Below are 16,582 nucleotides of genomic sequence, written 5' to 3' on the forward strand. Positions count from 1 at the left end.
TTTTTTCAAAGTTTTTTACTTTATTTCCAAAGGATATTTATTAACTAAGCTATTTTAAATTAACAAAGTATGTGCTAATTTAAAATTTAGCTGTTCCCCTGAAGACAAATAATAATATATCAATAAAATAACATTTCGTCAACAAAAAAGTTGTTGTTATGCCAACGTTTTTAGTTACTTCGCTTTCTTTTACCTTATGGCTTACTTTCGTTCGCTTTTAACAAATAAATATCCTAAAACTACTACTTTTTTTGGTAAAATGTTCGTTTTTCTAATCTTTCATATTTTAATTCCTATTATTCTCTAAAGAATAGGTATAAATTTATCAAATTTTTTCTTTTTTTGGTAAAATGTAGTTAAAGATCTTCGTTAACTAAAAGGAGGGCTCTAAATGAAAATATTAGTTGCTGACGATGATAAAGAAATTGTTGAATTATTGAGTATTTATTTACACAACGAAGGCTATGAACCTATCGTAGCTTACGATGGAAAAGAAGTTCTATCAAAAATACGTACTATTTCTGATATTGAACTGGTCATTTTAGATATTATGATGCCAGAATTAGATGGAATGCAAGTAGTTAAAACGTTAAGGAAAGAATCACAAATCCCCATCATACTATTAACGGCCAAAACGACTGACATGGATAAAATCAAAGGATTAGTCGCTGGAGCAGATGATTACGTAACAAAGCCATTTAATCCATTAGAAGTAATGGCACGTGTTAAATCTTTGCTAAGAAGAACGCAAACACAAATATCTTCAGAACAACCGGACATTTTGGAAATCAGTTCGCTTGTTATTAATCGTGATTCTCATGAAGTAAGAACTGTTGATGGGAAAGAAATTCAATTAACCGCTTTGGAGTTTGGTATTCTTTATCTATTAGCTTCCCATCCAAATCGTGTCTTTAGTGCTGATGAAATTTTTGAACGTGTTTGGAAACAAGAAAGCGTTGTGTCAGCGAAAACAGTTATGGTTCACGTAAGCCACCTACGTGATAAAATTGAAGAAGCCACTGGAGGAGAAAAAATCATTCAAACTGTATGGGGAGTTGGCTACAAGATCGATGCGAAATAAAAAAGAACCAAAAAAAAGAGTCGTTCTCACGTCAAAAGAAATTAGTGAACTATTTGTTGAAGCGATCGTTACGATCATCTTACTAATTATTGTCAACATAGCAATATTAGTTATGATCTCTTCTGTAATAAGTAGTACTCCTGCTTTAAACGAAGCAGTATTTGAATCACGTACGAGTTTTGTAAGAAACCTCAATACGGATATTTTTCTTAGCGGAAAAAACATTTTAATTCCTATTCTGCTTATTTTAGATGTCATTTTTTTATATTGGCGTTTAATACGACGCTATCGTCAAATGCAACAACGTCATATTATAAGTGAACTACACTATATTGCTAACGGCAATTACGGTCATCGTATTCCTTTTGAACTACGTGGTGACTTGGCGCGACTAGTTGACAGCATTAACGGTCTAGTGGATAGTACGGTTACAGCTATTGAAGAAGAGCGGCGCATTGAAAAATCAAAAGATGAATTAATTACAAATATTAGCCATGATATTAGGACACCTTTGACTTCAATTATCGGTTATTTAGGTTTGATTGAAGATCGACAGTACCATTCTGAAGAAGAACTATTGAAGTACACACATACAGCTTTTGTCAAAACAAAACAAATGAAGTCTCTTGTTGATGACTTATTTGAATATACCAAAGCTCGCCAACCAAGTAATCCAGTAAACCTAATGACCTTTGATATGGTTCAGTTAGTGGAACAATTGGCTGCTGACTTCGAGCTTGAAGCACGCAATAAAGGAATCACCATTGAAACAAGCGCACAACCACAGCAACTTTTAATGGAAGGCGACACGGAAAAACTCGTTCGTGTATTCAATAACCTGCTTTCAAATGCTTTAAAATACGGTAAAGGCGCTGACAAGATCGTCATACAACTTGAAAAAACAGGTACTGAAGCTGTTATTACAGTAAAAAACAATGGTAAAATGATTCCAAAACAGTCATTAGATTCGTTATTCGATCGTTTTTATCGCGTGGAAGAATCACGCTCACAAGAAACTGGCGGAACTGGGTTAGGCTTGGCTATTGCTCAAAGCATTGTTGCTTTACATGGTGGTTATATTTACGCAAAATCCAACCCAGACTGGACATCTTTTATCATACATTTGCCTTTAGTCAGTAATAAGCATTCTTCTAGTTGACGAAATAATTTTTTTCAGCTATGCTAAATGCAACATAATAACTAGCAGAAAACCTAGTACATGGTTTATCCTTTTAAGAGAGCTGATGGGTGGTGTAAATCAGTAAAGGTAAATGATGGAATCCAGTTTTCAATGTTTCTTTTAAAAAAAGAACCTGCACTCTTTGGTTACAAGAGACAAGTGCGGCATCATAGCCGAACTTGGGTGGCACCGCGAATTCAACTATTTCGTCCCAAGCAAATTAGCTTAAGGATGAAATAGTTTTTTATTTTATTATTTTTTGAGGAGGAGAAATAGTGTTAGATATTAAATTAATCCGCGAGCATTTTGATGAAGTCAAAGAAAAATTACAAAGCCGAGGTGTTCCAGAAGAAACGTTAACAAACTTTCTTCAGTTGGATAAGCAACGTCGTAAATTATTAGTTGAAACAGAAGAAAAGAAAAAATACCGCAATAATGTATCTGAAAAAATTGCTCAAGCTAAGCGCAATAAAGAAGATGCCACTGAACAAATCGCTGAAATGCGAGAAGTTGGCAGCGAAATTAAATCATTAGATAAAGAAATCGCTGAAATTGATGAAAAAATAAAAAGCATAGCAACAGGTTTACCCAATCTTCCTCATCCAAGTGTACCAATAGGGGAAGACGAAGATGATAATGTAGAAGTACGAAGATGGCATACTGCACGAACCTTTGATTTCGAACCAAAAAACCATTGGGATATTGCCGAAAACTTAGATATTCTCGACTTTGAAAGAGGAGCAAAAGTCTCTGGTAGTCGCTTTGTTTACTACAAAGGATTAGGTGCACGATTAGAACGGGCACTATATAATTTTATGTTAGATGAACATGTTTACCATCAAGGTTACACTGAAATGATTCCACCATATGCGGTAAATAGCCAAGCAATGTTTGGTACTGGACAATTTCCTAAGTTTACTGAAGATGTTTTTCAACTAGAAGATAGTGATTTAACTTTGATCCCAACAGCTGAGGTACCTTTAACTAATTACTATAACAATGAAATTCTAGATGAAAATCAATTACCAGTTTATTTCACTGCACTAAGCCCGGCATTTCGTTCTGAGGCTGGAAGCGCGGGCCGCGATACTAGAGGTTTAATTCGACTCCATCAGTTCAATAAAGTAGAAATGGTTAAATTCACAGATAACCAACACTCCTACGACGAACTAGAAAAAATGACAGCTGATGCGGAAGCCATTTTGCAAAAATTAGAGCTTCCTTATCGCGTTATTACATTATCAACAGGCGACATGGGTTTTTCTGCGGCAAAAACTTATGACTTAGAAGTATGGATTCCGGGACAAGACACTTATAGAGAAATCAGTTCTTGTTCAAATTGTGAAGATTTTCAAGCACGACGTGCGATGATTCGTTATCGTGATGCAGACGGTAAACCCCATTATGCTCATACTTTGAACGGTTCAGGTCTAGCTGTAGGTCGCACGGTAGCCGCTATTTTAGAAAATTATCAAAATGCAGACGGCTCTGTCACTATTCCTGATGTACTGGTTCCTTATATGGGCGGTGCAACAAAAATCGGTTAAATAAACAAAGGCACGACAACTTTTCCCTTGTTGCCGTGCCTTTTAATTATTGTTCAACTGAATAATTAGGTGCTTCTTTTGTCACTTGAATGTCATGAGGGTGAGATTCCTTTAGTCCATTGCCACTCATCTGAATAAATTGAGCATCATCACGCAGAGCTTGTAAATTTGCAGCTCCAACGTATCCCATACCAGATCTCAGTCCACCTAGCATTTGAAAGATAATATCCGCTACACTGCCCTTATAGGCAACTCGCCCTTCAATACCTTCGGGGACTAATTTATTCGCCTCGTTAACTCCACCTTGGAAGTAGCGATCGCTTGACCCTTTTTCCATCGCACTAAGCGAACCCATGCCGCGGTAAGCTTTAAAACGACGTCCTTGATAGATTTCAAATTCACCAGGGGATTCTTCTGTTCCTGCTAACATGCTTCCCAACATTACTGCATAACCACCGGCGGCCAGAGCCTTTACGATATCTCCTGAGAATTTAATCCCGCCATCTGCAATAATTGTTTTCCCATATTTACGAGCAACAGAAGCTGCATCGTAAATAGCAGTCAACTGTGGAACTCCCACACCTGCAACCACTCGAGTTGTACAAATTGAACCTGGTCCAATGCCTACTTTTACCACATCAACGCCAGCATCATACAAAGCTTTAGTTCCCTGGGCTGTTGCAACATTACCAGCAATTAAAGTTGCATTAGGAAACTCTGCCCGAATTTCTGAAATTTTGCGTAATACACCGGCGCTATGACCGTGTGCTGTATCAATGACAATAGCATCAGCGCCAGCCTCTAACAAGGCTTGTGTTCGTTCAAAGGTATCACTCGTTATCCCAACTGCCGCTGCAGCTAGTAATCTACCATGCTCATCTTTAGCTGCATTAGGAAATTCAATCACTTTTTCAATGTCTTTGATAGTAATTAACCCGCTCAAGCGTCCTTTATCATCGACAATCGGTAATTTTTCAATTTTATGTGCTTGTAAAATTTCTTCTGCATCTTTTAAAGAAGTGCCTACTGGAGCTGTAATCAAATCGTCTTTGGTCATAATTTCGCCGATAGCAATAGAGTAATCCGTAACAAAACGTAAATCGCGATTCGTCATAATTCCCACTAATTTTCGATTTTCCATTGTTTCTACCACTGGGATACCACTAATTCGATAACGACTCATTAACTTTTCTGCTTCAGAAACTAAATGATTAGGAGTTAAAAAGAAAGGGTCAATAATCACACCACTTTCTGATCGCTTTACCTTTCGTACTTCGTCAGCTTGAGCCTCAATTGAGATGTTTTTGTGAATAACACCAAGTCCACCTTGTCTAGCCATCGCAATTGCCATATTACTTTCCGTTACGGTATCCATACTGGCACTTAAAATCGGAACATTGAGTTGAATATTTTCAGCTAATTTTACCTTCAAATCAACGTCATTAGGTAATACGTGACTTTCTTGCGGGACAAGTAACACATCATCAAATGTTATTCCCTTTTTTTCAAACTTCGTTTCCCAGTTGGACATTAGTTGTAACACTCCTTCAATTTATAAATTTAATAACAAACGTCTTTACTACTGTTAGAGTAAATCAATATATTTTAATGAAAGTAGCAAAATTCACGTTTGAAGTCAACCATTATGATGTAAAAAAGGGTTCCTATCCAGGGAACCCTTTTATATTTATTGTTTAGGCATTGATAAACTGCCAATGATATTGTATTTCTTCTTTAAGTAATATCGAAGTAATAATGCAGCACCACCAATGATCACCAAGACAAACGGATCTAATACAGGATTAATCACGCTTGGCAGTAAGGCCGAAAGTGAAATAACAGCCGTCCACACAAAAAACGAACCAATTAAAATCAATATTGATTTCCATAATTTGGGGCGCTTACTTTTATCAGCACCTGGTCGTTCATATTGATACATATATTTATACATCAAATAAAAGACCCAGCCTCCAACCATAGCCATTAATATTAAGGTGACGATACCGTAAACTTGCGTATTCTTTGAGGAAAATAAGCCTACAATTCCCATCATTACACCAAAAACACCTAAAATTAATAGTGTATTATCGACCCACATCAAAACAGGTTTTGTAGTTTCTTCAGCCTTTGTCGGCTCAGCTAAAATTGCTTCTGTCCGTTCTGAGACAGTTCCATAAAGTTGTCGAGCTGTACGTCCACCTTTTTGTTCTTGTACTAAAACCGGCAGCATTTCATGTAGTGCTTGAACTTTCTCTTCTTCAGAGAGGTTAGCAGCATCGAGTGCCTTGTTTAAATCAAAGATATACTGCTGATTCCTTTTGGTTAGTTGTTTTTCCCATTCACGATTTTGGGCAACATATTCTCGCAGCTTTTCTGCTTCCATGTTTGTCGTTTCTCCCTTCTTGCCTGGTAAACAAGCATTTGACAAGAATTATTCTAACATAGTTTATTCATACTTTGATAGTCTATTATACATTGAAGCGAAATAACATGACATCGCCATCTTGCACCACATAATCCTTGCCTTCTAAACGCACGCGTCCGGCTTCTTTAGCTGCATGCATGCTCTCATATTTATTAAGGTCATCGAAAGAGACCGTTTCAGCACGAATAAATCCTCGTTCAAAATCAGAGTGAATAATTCCTGCAGCTTGCGGTGCCTTAATCCCCTTAGGAAATGTCCAAGCACGAACCTCTGGCTCACCAGCAGTAAAATAAGTCGCTAATCCTAATAGATGAAATGACGCACGAATCAACTGATCAAGACCACTTTCTTTGATCCCTAAATCTTCCAAAAATTCTATTTTGTCCTCATCTTCTAATTCAGCAATCTCTTCTTCAATTTGAGCACAAACTGTAATAACTTCAGCATTTTCCGTTGTGGCAAACTTTTGTACTTCTTGAACGTAATGGTTGCTTTTTGGATCTTGCACATCCTCTTCTGCTACATTCGCAACATATAAGACGGGCTTGGCTGTTAATAAAAATAACCCTTTGACAATTGGCTGTTCCTCTTCAGAAAAATCAATTGTACGTACGGATTTGCCCGCTTCTAAAACAGGTTTAATTTTATCTAAAACAGCCAATTCAGCCATCGCTGTCTTGTCTTTTGTTTTAGCAACTTTTTCTACTCGATTATATTGTTTATTCACAGATTCTAAATCAGCTAAAATTAATTCTAAGTTAATCGTTTCAATATCAGCCAAAGGATCAATACGCCCTTCGACATGAGTCACATTTTCATCATCAAAGCAACGTACTACATGACAAATGGCATCTACTTGCCGAATATGACTTAAAAATTGATTTCCTAAACCTTCTCCTTGGCTTGCTCCTTTAACAATCCCCGCAATATCAGTAAATTCAAATGTCGCAGGTGTTGTTTTTTTCGGTTGGAACAATTCAGTTAATCGTTGTAAGCGCCAATCTGGTACTTCGACAATTCCAACATTAGGGTCAATTGTTGCAAAAGGATAATTTGCTGCTTCTGCGCCAGCTTTTGTAATTGCATTAAACAAAGTGGATTTCCCTACATTAGGTAAGCCCACAATTCCAGCAGTCAATGGCATCTAACTTCACTCTTCCTTTTTCTTTTCTAGTACTTTTTTCATTTTCTTTTCAAATTCACGACGTGTCATCATAACAATGTGTCCGCAATTTTCACACTTTATTTTAATGTCAGCTCCCATACGTATAATCTGCCAACGGTTTGTCTGACAAGCATGAGGTTTTTTCATTTCTACAGTATCCCCTAGATCGTACATAAGCATTCTCCTTATTATTCTTCATCAAAATGAATATTTAAAATATCTAATATACGTGTCAAATCATTTTGCGACAAATAATCAATTTCAATTTTTCCTTTGCCTTTTTTCTCTTTAATCTGTACACTTGTTCCAAATTTATCCATCAAACGATCTTCGCTTTCGCGTATATAATAAGGTTTTTCTTTTACTACGCGCGGAACTTTCTTTTTATCTTTTATTTCGTTGGCCTCTGTAACCAATTGTTCTAATTGTCGTACAGTCAAATTTTCCTTTACACATCGATTGGCGAGTTTTAATATTTGTTCCTTATTTTTTAACCCTAGCAAAGTACGTGCTTGTCCCATTGACAATCGGTCGTCTTGTACCATCTCTTTTACTAATTTTGGCAAAGTCAGAAGACGCAAGTAATTGGCAATATAAGGCCTGCTTTTTCCTAAACGCTCAGCTACCTCTGCTTGTGTTAAATGAAGATTATTCATCAACATCTCATAAGCTTCTGCTTCTTCCAAAGGATTTAAATCTTCTCGCTGTAAGTTTTCTAAAACAGCTACTTGCATCATTGCTTCTTCATCAAAATCACGAATAATAGCAGGAATCATTTCTTTTTTCGCCAATTTAGAAGCACGAAAACGCCGTTCACCAGCAATAATCTCGTAACCTTTTACTTTTGATTTGCGTACAATAATAGGTTGAAAAACACCCGATTTTTCAATCGAATTGGCCAATTCTTGCAATGATTTTTCTTCAAACGTTTTTCGTGGTTGATAAGGGTTGGGACGTAATTCATTTAATGATAATTCAACGATTTTCTCCGTTGCTTCGACCTCTTCAATATCTGATAGGTCCTGAAATAGTGCATTTATTCCTTTACCTAAACTTTTATTTTTCTTTTTCACGAGCCAACACTTCCTTTGCTAGTGCTTGATAGACCTCAGAACCTTTGGAACGCAAGTCGTAATCAACGATGGAAAGCCCATGACTTGGCGCTTCAGATAACCGAATGTTTCTTGGAATAATCGTTTGATAAACTTTTTCTTGGAAATAACGTCGTACTTCTTCGACTACTTCTATACCAAGATTGGTGCGGGCATCATACATGGTCAATAAGACCCCTTCAATTTCCAGTTCAGGATTAAAGTGCTTTTGTACCAAGCGAACGGTATTTAATAACTGGCTTAACCCTTCCAATGCATAGTATTCGCATTGAACAGGAATTAAGATTCCGTCACTTGCCGTAAAGGCGTTAATCGTTAAATGTCCCAAAGATGGTGGGCAATCAATTAAGATAAAATCATACTGGTCTTTAAGTTCATCGATCGCCGTTTTTAAACGGGACTCCCTAGCCATCATAGCGGTCAATTCAATCTCTGCTCCTGCTAATTGCAGCGTAGCCGGCACAACATCTAAATTTGCACGAGAACTAGGCAATATTGTATCTTCCATTTTAATCTCATTAATCAATACATCATAAACATCTTGCACCACGTCAGGTTTACGTATGCCTACACCACTGGTAGCATTTCCTTGTGCATCAATATCCACTAGTAAAACTTTTTTACCTAGGTAAGCCAAGCAAGCACCTAGGTTCACTGCCGTAGTTGATTTACCGACCCCACCTTTTTGGTTTGCCACAGAAATAATACGTACCATAAAACTTTCCTCCTCTATTAGAGGCTGGTAAAAGAGGTTTTTTCCTCACATCACTGCCTTTGAGATTTTTATTTTATCGGCTTTTTATTAGGTAAGCCAGGATTTCTTGGATATTTTTTTGGCGTTTCTTTTTTCTTTGCAATTACTAAAACATGCCGTTCATCTTCGGTATTAGGTAAATAAATTTGCTTGTCTTCTATAAACTTACCACCTAAAATTGCTATTGCCCCTTTGGCTTCAGCCAGTTCTTCTTGGCTTTTAGCTGCTTTTAATGCATAAAAATAACCATTTTTTTTAACCAACGGCAAACAAAGCTCAGACAAAACATTTAAACGAGCAACTGCTCTTGCTACTACATAATCATAAGAAGCTCGGTAAGTTGGAGCTTGTCCAAAGGTTTCCGCTCGGTCATGGAACAAAAAAACTTCGTTTAATTCTAATTCACTGACTAATGTACGAAGAAAATTGATTCGTTTGTTTAACGAATCAACAATAGTTACCTTTAGTTCGGGAAAAATAATTTTTAAAGGGATGCTAGGAAATCCCGCACCAGAACCTATATCACATATAGAAGCTTTCTTATCCAGTTCAACTGATAAGGCCAATGCTACTGAGTCGTAAAAATGCTTTAAATAAACTTCCTTTTTGTCTGTAATAGCTGTAAGATTTATTTTCTCATTCCATTCTATCAAAAGCTTGTAATAATGTTCAAATTGCTCCATTTGCTTTTGTGTAAGCTTAAGACCGTACTTTTGAAGCTTTTGTTGAAATTCTTCCGGTAACATACAATTCCCTTTCTTTTTTGTGAAACAGAAATTGTTTCACGAACTATTTTCTACTTTAACGCAAAATAATTACCTATGCAATAGTTTGTATGCTTTTTACATAAACAAACACACTTGCAATAAATCGCGCAAGTGTGCAAATGTTATTGATTCATCGCTTTGTACCAAAAATACTTATATAAGGCAGCGTAACGACCTCGATATTTTTCTTGCCAAGGTTTCTCTTTTCCACAAAAATGTAAGAATACGCTATTATGGATAACCCAATCTAAATCCCATTCCCCCATACTGATAGCATCGTAAGTCGCATTTTTTCTTACATCAAAATTATAAACTTCATCGGGAATGGACAAAATCTTATTTCCATATAAGCCGTTTAAGATATCTTGGTCTGGTAACAAAAGATTGTATTGGTTTTCCTTAATAAAATGGAAAATATCACTTGCCTGGACGTTCTCTCGGGTCTTTTTGACATTAATAAGTAAAACCCCTGAGTTATAGTACCCTTCTGCTTCGTAATTTTTTAGCCGTACTTGATTAATCATTTTCGTCACATTAGTTAGCTTCTTGTGACTAGCAGCTGCATATAGATCATCTTTAAGGTCCAATTTATACAAATTTGAAAAATCATTAATACAAAGAATATCTGCATCTAAATAAAGAATTTTATTTACACTTTCAGGTAAATATTTATGCACCATTAATCGATAATAAATCGTTTCTGGATAACGAGAAGAAACAGGAGCCTGCTCAAATAAAGAATCCTCACCAATTACCAGCGGAACATACTTCATTTCCAACCACTTACAAAACTCTTGAATAGCGTCAGTTTGCTTTAACAATCTTTTTTGTAAAATATAAACTGTAAATTGATGTTTATGATCTGTATTTTGATAAATTGAAAACAAAGTCGTTTTCATCTGATCAACAAAGCTATCGTCAATTGAAAAAAGTAAATTGATCTTCATTGCTTTTCTCCTTGTTTCTTACAATAAGTACTATCCTTTTATTATAAAACAAAATTTTCAAAGCTAACGATAAACACAATAAGTTTCACGTGAAACAAAATACCAGCCTCACGACTTACGAAAAAGTAAGCTGATTACTTACCTATGAAAAATTATCTTTTACCGGCATGAAAAGAAAGATAAAATTCTTGGGAACTTTCGTTACCGTTACTACTTTTCCATGAAATTTAACAAAAAAGTTTTTTCTCTTACTCACTTGTTAACGTAAAGAATCCCATGGAGCAAGGTCTTCTTTTTCTTTGGCTGCTACGTGTTTGTCTTCTTCTTGTAGATACTTGTTTTTAACAACAACTTCGTATACATACTCGTCAAACCAAACATCTGACATGACAAAATAACCCTTATTGCCGACCTTGTCTCCCCAACTATTTTCAACTTTCCATTTCGTAGGGTTACCATCAATAAGATCTACACCTGTCAGCGTCATTGCATGGGTGACTTGTCCGTCTCGAGTTGCTAAGCGGTCTGCTTTATCTAACTGCAGATCTGCCCCAAAAAGTTCGCTCTTTTTAAAATAATTTGGATCTAAGATACCTTCTTTACGGTCCATATCTTTTACTACATCACAGCCGAACCAAACAGCCTGTCCGTCTTTTAAAGAAGCAATAGCTGCCTTTTTCATAGCAGTAATTCCAACATTTGCTAGTTCAATCTTTTTCCCATTAAAAATATAATCTTGGCTTGGCAGACCATAATTTTTCCCATATTTATGGTCAGGAGCATCGACCAATACCGTATACTGTTCAAAATCAACTGCTACATAGTCTGTAAAAAAAGTTTTAGGAGTCAAATTACGCGCAATATGATAGTTCTTATCTTTATCACGATACTCAAAGTCAAAAGAAGCTGGGGGTTGACCAAAAGCATAAACTAACATCCGATAAATTTCACGTAAGCATTCTAATTTATAAGCATGTAGATCTGCTTTATGAGTGGGCGTAACTGCCATTTTTTTCATATGTGCCACTGCTTTATGCAACTTTAAATTAAGCATAGTAGAAATTTCAGCTGTTTTATCACTATTATAAGTTTCTGGCATCGCACTTTTAGGAACTAAACCATATTTATTCATTAACGCTGGACCATTTGCCCATTGGCCGCCATCGTCATCGCCCCATTCAAGCATCGCTAAATATTCTCTGTCATCTTCAGGCCGATCGATCAAATCAATCGCCCACTCCAACATTTTATTTGCCTTTTCTAAACGATCGTAGAAAGAAATATAATTTTGAGAGAACTGAAAATCTTTCAAATTGTATTTTTTAGTAAAATTATGACGCAAGGTATTTAAAGTAGCAAATAACCAGCACCTGCCACTTTGTTTTTGATGGGTGACCTCGCCAGTTTCAATCTCAACAGAAAATACTCGGTTTAATACTGCTTTTGCACTGAGATCTTTACTAACAGCATCAATGCCATTTTCTTGGACAGCACGAGCAATTACATCACTAGCTGGCGTTTGCTTAAAATCAGCTGCGAAATCAGCTAAGTCGTCAAAACTCAAATCTTTAGTCATCTTTTCACTCTTTTCTGTATATTATTTATTACTGAGTAAAGTCTATCATTGTAATATCAAAAACACAAAGGGACTGTGACATAAGTAAAGACAAGACAAAAATACCCGAACTATATTTGATAAGATTCCCTAATTGTCGTGAATTTGCGACGAGGACCCACTGGATCACAGGAGCAATGCAGTCCGTGCGACGAGTAATCGCAGGAGCAATCTCTCTTATAGTTCGGATATTTTATTGTTAAAGAAACTTATACCACAGTCCCCAAAAACTTATTTAGTGCTTTTTCTTTTTATGACGTTGACTACGACTCCCAACCTCGCTTGTTACTTCTGTGTCATTCGTTGGTTTAGCACTAACATCTTGATTTTTCTTATCTTTAACAAGTAATTTTAAATGATAACGTTCATGATAGCGGACCCCATCTTTAACAAAATCTCCGCCAACAATAAACAAACCAACCGGATCTAATGTTTCTTTTTGTTGAATCGTTCCTATTTTTTCTAAATCCTGAAAACTTGTACCAATTTGCAAGTCATAAGTCTCTTCTGATGTTTTCTTCAAATAGTAAAAAGGATGCAAAGTATTTTTCATAAGCAAAAAACCGTCACTATTTGTTAAATTGTTTGTGGGTATCTTATCTTGATGAATTAAGGACTGAATATTTTCTTCTAATTTTAACTCATAGTTATCGACAAAATCCACTTTAACTTCACTTGTATTGGGCATTAAGCTCTGTGAAATTTGACTGCCTTCTTCGATATTAAATACATCTTCTGGCAGATACTTAACAAACAGCTGAGTGACATCCCCTTTAACATTTTTATCAAAAAAATAGTAAAAGAAATTCAAAACAACAAAATACAGTAAGATGATAAAAACAATTAAATATAAACTAAACTGGATATAATTTTGATTTAGCCATAACCCATAAACAATACGTAAAATATAAAGCGTAGGAAAAAGACTTAAAACTGTATAAGCTCGGTTTAAATATTTAGGGCTAATATCCAAATAACCTAAAAATTTATGAAAACTATTAATAATATCTAATAAAAAGGTCATTGGTCATCACCTTCTTCAGGCGTATTTTGTTGGTTTTGTTGATTCTGTTGGTTCTGTTGTCCTTGCTGATTTTGTTGATCTTGCTGTTGGTTCCCTTGATCTTGTTCTTCTTGCTGATTATTCGGTGTTTCTTGTTGATCTTCAGCCGATTGTTCAGCAGAACCAGGCGTTTGTCCAGCTTCCGAACTTGATTCAGTCGCCTGTTGCGGTGTTTCATTCGAATTTGCCGAATCACCTTCCAAACCTTCATTTGAACCTTGTGTTTGCTGCAAACTACTATCTTCTTCAAAATTAGACTCATCAGTTATTCCTGTACCAGATGTTCCTGTCGTCATATCTGTACTTGCGGAATTTTCGGTTGTCGTTTCGGTCGTCGTTGTTTGTGTTGTTGCTTGACGATAGCTCTTTCCGTTAACAACCCCTGTAGCGGTCGCAATAATAAGAGAAAAAGTTAATAATGCAATGGGTTTTAAAATAGGCGGCACTTTTCTCATACGAACACTCCTTCTTTATTTTTTTCTAGTATAGCATCAGAAGATTATTTTTTTCTTACGAATGTTTGAAGATTTTGTTTATTTCATGAAAAATACCAGAATAATAATTTACTGAATACTTTTCAATCACATTTTGATTTGTTTTTTTACCAATATTATACCTTTGAAACTAACTTATGTTGTATAGCTTTTCAAAAGAATTTCAGTGAATATCTTTTTCAATTCTCAATATTATAAAACTTAAAATTAACAAAATTAAACTGTAAAATAAAAAGCCCGAGTAAGCAAAAGTTAAACTAACATTGGTCAAAATGGGGAAAATAAAACTAGTTACAGGAGGAATTAGAACTAACAGTGAATTTACTGTCGTTACGATACCGCCTAAGTGTTCAGTAGGGTACTTGTTTATAACTTTAGCTGAAAAACGTGGTGAAACAACCCCAAGTAAAAATGAAACAATTCCTGCACTGACAAAAACTAAATACAAATTATTTAAAAGAAACCCAATTCCTCCTATACTAATAAACAAGTTAGCAACATTGTTTAATTTATGCATTGAAATTTTTAGAAATAACTTAGTGTTTAAGACATTTCCTAGTATCATAGAAATGGTGATTAAACCTGATAACAAAGAAATTTTTATTGGATTAGGAATAAACTTTAAGGACTGATTTGTTTGAATAAACAGAACAAAAATTGGCGTTAGACCGCCAAAGAAACCATTTATTAAAGAAAGTTGGAACAGATTATTTAAATTGGAACGATTATGAAGTAATAATTTAAAATTTTTTTGATTGTAGGTAATGTGTTCTCGTTAGTATTAACCGTAATATTTTTTTCAACAGTTATTAATTTCGGATGTATTAAAAAATAACTAATTCCTACGATAATAAAAATTAAAGCGTTAATATACGCTATAATACTTCTATAAAAAATAGCCAACAGAATGGAACCCGCAAATGTTGCGAGCACGTTAATCAGTTGTGTAGTCATACTAATAATCCCTTGTGCTTGTTCCATGTCATCAACTTGAACTAATGTCTTTGTAAATGGGGTAATTAAAGCCGATGAATAATTCCCTGATAAATCAGAAATAAAATTTAATAAAGACATTAAAAAAATCAAGAATACTGTGTAAGAATAACGAAATAGTAAACCTATACACAAATACATAGCAGTTCTAACAAAAGAATTTTTGATAAGTAAATGAACTTTATTCTTCTTTTTATCAGCGATAGCACCCAAAAAAAAGCTTAATAAAATGGGGAACGTTTCTGAAACTGATACAATCATTACTGCAACATTTCCCTTAGGCAATGAAGCAGCAATTGTTAATAAGACCGTGTAAAATAGGCGGTCACCTATCTTAGAAAATAAATTAATACCAGCTACTTTTGAAAACAATGGATTATTTTTCAAAAAGTTAATCATCATTTTCCCCTCCTCAAAAAGCATTATGTATCAAAAAGACGTATAATGCTTTTTAAGTAAACTAATGTTTACCTAATAAAGGAGGAATTGTTTGTACGGAGAAACAATAAAAAAAATTCGATTAAATAAAGGCCTACCTTTAAAGTCTGTGTACTTTGATATTTGTTCAAAAACAAATGCCATTAAATTTGAAAATGGAGACCGTATATTGGCGGTTGATAAATTTAATCAAGTTCTTTCTAACCTTATGATTACTATGGAAGAATTTCAATGGATAAAAAACGGATATAAACCGCAAAAAAGAAATTATCTCAGATATATGGTTAGTAGAGCGTGGAATGCAAATAGACTTGAAGAATTTGACAAAAATGTGCAGCATGCTGAGGACAATCCGAATGGAATTGAAAGGATACAATTAGCGAGTTATAGACTCCTAAAATCTTATAAAGAACATTTAAAACCAAATAAACAAGAATTAGGATTCGTTGTTAACTATTTTACAAATTTATCTACCTGGACACTAAGTGATATCAACTTTTTTGCTAATAATTGTTATATATTACCCTATTCTTTAATGGTTATTTTATTGGAAGAAGTATTAAAAGTGCAAAACAGATATAGATTTTACCGCAACAGCGATTTTATTTTTGCTACGGTTCTAAGTAACTGTATTGATCGTATGATTGTAGAAGGAGATGTAGCTAACGCCACTCAAAATTTAAAATTATTGAATCACTTAACTATAGAAATTACGATGGATGGTTTCCGACTTTTAGAAAAATACTATGAAGCGAAATTAACTTTTTTATATTTAAATAAGAAAAAAGGAGAAAAAAAGCTACTTAATGTATTAACTACAGCAAAATTCCTTGGCAACGAACAATTGGTAACTGAAATAAAAAATCTTATCGACTAAAAATTAAAAACAATCATAGTAGAGAAAGAAAAGCGATTGTTTACCCTCTCTACTATGATTGAATTTTGAATTAAATGTCCAACTATCTTTTTAAATTTAAGCCTTCTAGTATATATGCAAAACT

General features: G+C 34.9%; 15 protein-coding genes, 1 pseudogene and 1 other annotated feature. Of the genes and pseudogenes, 4 read left to right on the forward strand and 12 right to left on the reverse strand.

From position 1 onward, the window contains the following. The first annotated feature begins 391 nt into the window (after positions 1-391). From TS1_RS04535 to serS, 3 genes are all read left to right on the forward strand, one after another. Positions 392-1,081 carry a response regulator transcription factor gene (locus TS1_RS04535; RefSeq protein WP_068708283.1) on the forward strand — a complete coding sequence of 230 codons (690 nt, stop codon included), beginning with the start codon at positions 392-394 and terminating at the stop codon, positions 1,079-1,081. Further along, positions 1,071-2,240 (forward strand): sensor histidine kinase, encoded by a 1,170-nt coding sequence (locus TS1_RS04540; RefSeq protein ID WP_068708285.1) that lies wholly within the window; start codon positions 1,071-1,073, stop codon positions 2,238-2,240. The genes TS1_RS04535 and TS1_RS04540 overlap by 11 nt, the downstream gene beginning before the upstream one ends. Positions 2,241-2,274: 34 nt before the next feature. Next, positions 2,275-2,478 (forward strand) — a binding site (T-box leader). A 58-nt stretch (positions 2,479-2,536) separates the two neighbouring features. Beyond that, entirely contained in the window at positions 2,537-3,808 is a 1,272-nt protein-coding gene (serS, locus tag TS1_RS04550; protein WP_068708292.1) for a serine--tRNA ligase, read from the forward strand. A gap of 46 nt (positions 3,809-3,854) precedes the next feature. Here serS and guaB read toward each other — a convergent pair whose 3' ends face one another. From guaB to TS1_RS04610, 12 genes and pseudogenes are all read right to left on the reverse strand, one after another. Further along, positions 3,855-5,339 (reverse strand): IMP dehydrogenase, encoded by a 1,485-nt coding sequence (guaB, locus tag TS1_RS04555; protein ID WP_068708294.1) that lies wholly within the window; start codon positions 5,337-5,339, stop codon positions 3,855-3,857. Between the two features lie 156 nt (positions 5,340-5,495). Then, positions 5,496-6,191: a DUF1129 domain-containing protein gene (locus TS1_RS04560; protein WP_068708295.1), complete on the reverse strand. Its 696-nt coding sequence runs from the start codon at positions 6,189-6,191 to the stop codon at positions 5,496-5,498. An 85-nt stretch (positions 6,192-6,276) separates the two neighbouring features. Then, positions 6,277-7,377, reverse strand: a complete 1,101-nt coding sequence (gene ychF / locus TS1_RS04565; RefSeq protein WP_068708297.1) for a redox-regulated ATPase YchF — start codon at positions 7,375-7,377, stop codon at positions 6,277-6,279. A gap of 6 nt (positions 7,378-7,383) precedes the next feature. Next, entirely contained in the window at positions 7,384-7,572 is a 189-nt protein-coding gene (locus tag TS1_RS12510) for a DUF951 domain-containing protein (protein WP_068708299.1), read from the reverse strand. Between the two features lie 14 nt (positions 7,573-7,586). Continuing rightward, a complete protein-coding gene (locus tag TS1_RS04575; RefSeq protein ID WP_068708305.1) occupies positions 7,587-8,471 on the reverse strand; it encodes a ParB/RepB/Spo0J family partition protein in 885 nt (294 codons plus the stop codon). Continuing rightward, positions 8,455-9,225, reverse strand: coding sequence for a ParA family protein (locus TS1_RS04580; RefSeq protein WP_068708307.1), 771 nt, complete (start codon positions 9,223-9,225; stop codon positions 8,455-8,457). Before TS1_RS04580 ends, TS1_RS04575 begins: the two co-directional genes overlap by 17 nt. 68 nt (positions 9,226-9,293) lie before the next feature. Then, positions 9,294-10,010 (reverse strand): 16S rRNA (guanine(527)-N(7))-methyltransferase RsmG, encoded by a 717-nt coding sequence (gene rsmG / locus TS1_RS04585; RefSeq protein WP_068708309.1) that lies wholly within the window; start codon positions 10,008-10,010, stop codon positions 9,294-9,296. Positions 10,011-10,153: 143 nt separating this feature from the next. After that, positions 10,154-10,978, reverse strand: a complete 825-nt coding sequence (locus tag TS1_RS04590; RefSeq protein WP_068708311.1) for a glycosyltransferase family 8 protein — start codon at positions 10,976-10,978, stop codon at positions 10,154-10,156. Between the two features lie 259 nt (positions 10,979-11,237). After that, entirely contained in the window at positions 11,238-12,554 is a 1,317-nt protein-coding gene (locus TS1_RS04595) for a C1 family peptidase (RefSeq protein ID WP_068708313.1), read from the reverse strand. A gap of 274 nt (positions 12,555-12,828) precedes the next feature. Further along, positions 12,829-13,617, reverse strand: a complete 789-nt coding sequence (locus TS1_RS04600; RefSeq protein ID WP_068708315.1) for a DUF6681 family protein — start codon at positions 13,615-13,617, stop codon at positions 12,829-12,831. Then, positions 13,614-14,111, reverse strand: coding sequence for a hypothetical protein (locus TS1_RS04605; protein ID WP_068708317.1), 498 nt, complete (start codon positions 14,109-14,111; stop codon positions 13,614-13,616). Before TS1_RS04605 ends, TS1_RS04600 begins: the two co-directional genes overlap by 4 nt. 202 nt (positions 14,112-14,313) lie before the next feature. Continuing rightward, a pseudogene (locus TS1_RS04610) lies at positions 14,314-15,542 on the reverse strand (MFS transporter). 91 nt (positions 15,543-15,633) lie between these two features. Between TS1_RS04610 and TS1_RS04615 the strand changes: the two are divergent. Continuing rightward, complete coding sequence (locus TS1_RS04615) at positions 15,634-16,458, forward strand: Rgg family transcriptional regulator (RefSeq protein WP_068708318.1); 825 nt, start codon at positions 15,634-15,636, stop codon at positions 16,456-16,458. Positions 16,459-16,582: the final 124 nt, after the last annotated feature.

This window comes from Tetragenococcus solitarius NBRC 100494 (assembly GCF_001544195.1).
Taxonomy (GTDB): Bacteria; Bacillota; Bacilli; order Lactobacillales; family Enterococcaceae; genus Tetragenococcus; species Tetragenococcus solitarius.

Excerpts from the sequence above, each read along its gene's own strand:
- TS1_RS04590 (WP_068708311.1), bottom strand. The coding sequence starts at position 10,978 with ATGAAGATCAATTTACTTTTTTCAATTGACGATAGCTTTGTTGATCAG.
- ychF (WP_068708297.1), bottom strand. The coding sequence starts at position 7,377 with ATGCCATTGACTGCTGGAATTGTGGGCTTACCTAATGTAGGGAAATCC.
- guaB (WP_068708294.1), bottom strand. The coding sequence starts at position 5,339 with ATGTCCAACTGGGAAACGAAGTTTGAAAAAAAGGGAATAACATTTGAT.
- TS1_RS04595 (WP_068708313.1), bottom strand. The coding sequence starts at position 12,554 with ATGACTAAAGATTTGAGTTTTGACGACTTAGCTGATTTCGCAGCTGAT.
- TS1_RS04535 (WP_068708283.1), top strand. The coding sequence starts at position 392 with ATGAAAATATTAGTTGCTGACGATGATAAAGAAATTGTTGAATTATTG.
- TS1_RS04605 (WP_068708317.1), bottom strand. The coding sequence starts at position 14,111 with ATGAGAAAAGTGCCGCCTATTTTAAAACCCATTGCATTATTAACTTTT.
- TS1_RS04600 (WP_068708315.1), bottom strand. The coding sequence starts at position 13,617 with ATGACCTTTTTATTAGATATTATTAATAGTTTTCATAAATTTTTAGGT.
- TS1_RS04540 (WP_068708285.1), top strand. The coding sequence starts at position 1,071 with ATGCGAAATAAAAAAGAACCAAAAAAAAGAGTCGTTCTCACGTCAAAA.
- TS1_RS04580 (WP_068708307.1), bottom strand. The coding sequence starts at position 9,225 with ATGGTACGTATTATTTCTGTGGCAAACCAAAAAGGTGGGGTCGGTAAA.
- rsmG (WP_068708309.1), bottom strand. The coding sequence starts at position 10,010 with ATGTTACCGGAAGAATTTCAACAAAAGCTTCAAAAGTACGGTCTTAAG.
- TS1_RS12510 (WP_068708299.1), bottom strand. The coding sequence starts at position 7,572 with ATGTACGATCTAGGGGATACTGTAGAAATGAAAAAACCTCATGCTTGT.
- TS1_RS04560 (WP_068708295.1), bottom strand. The coding sequence starts at position 6,191 with ATGGAAGCAGAAAAGCTGCGAGAATATGTTGCCCAAAATCGTGAATGG.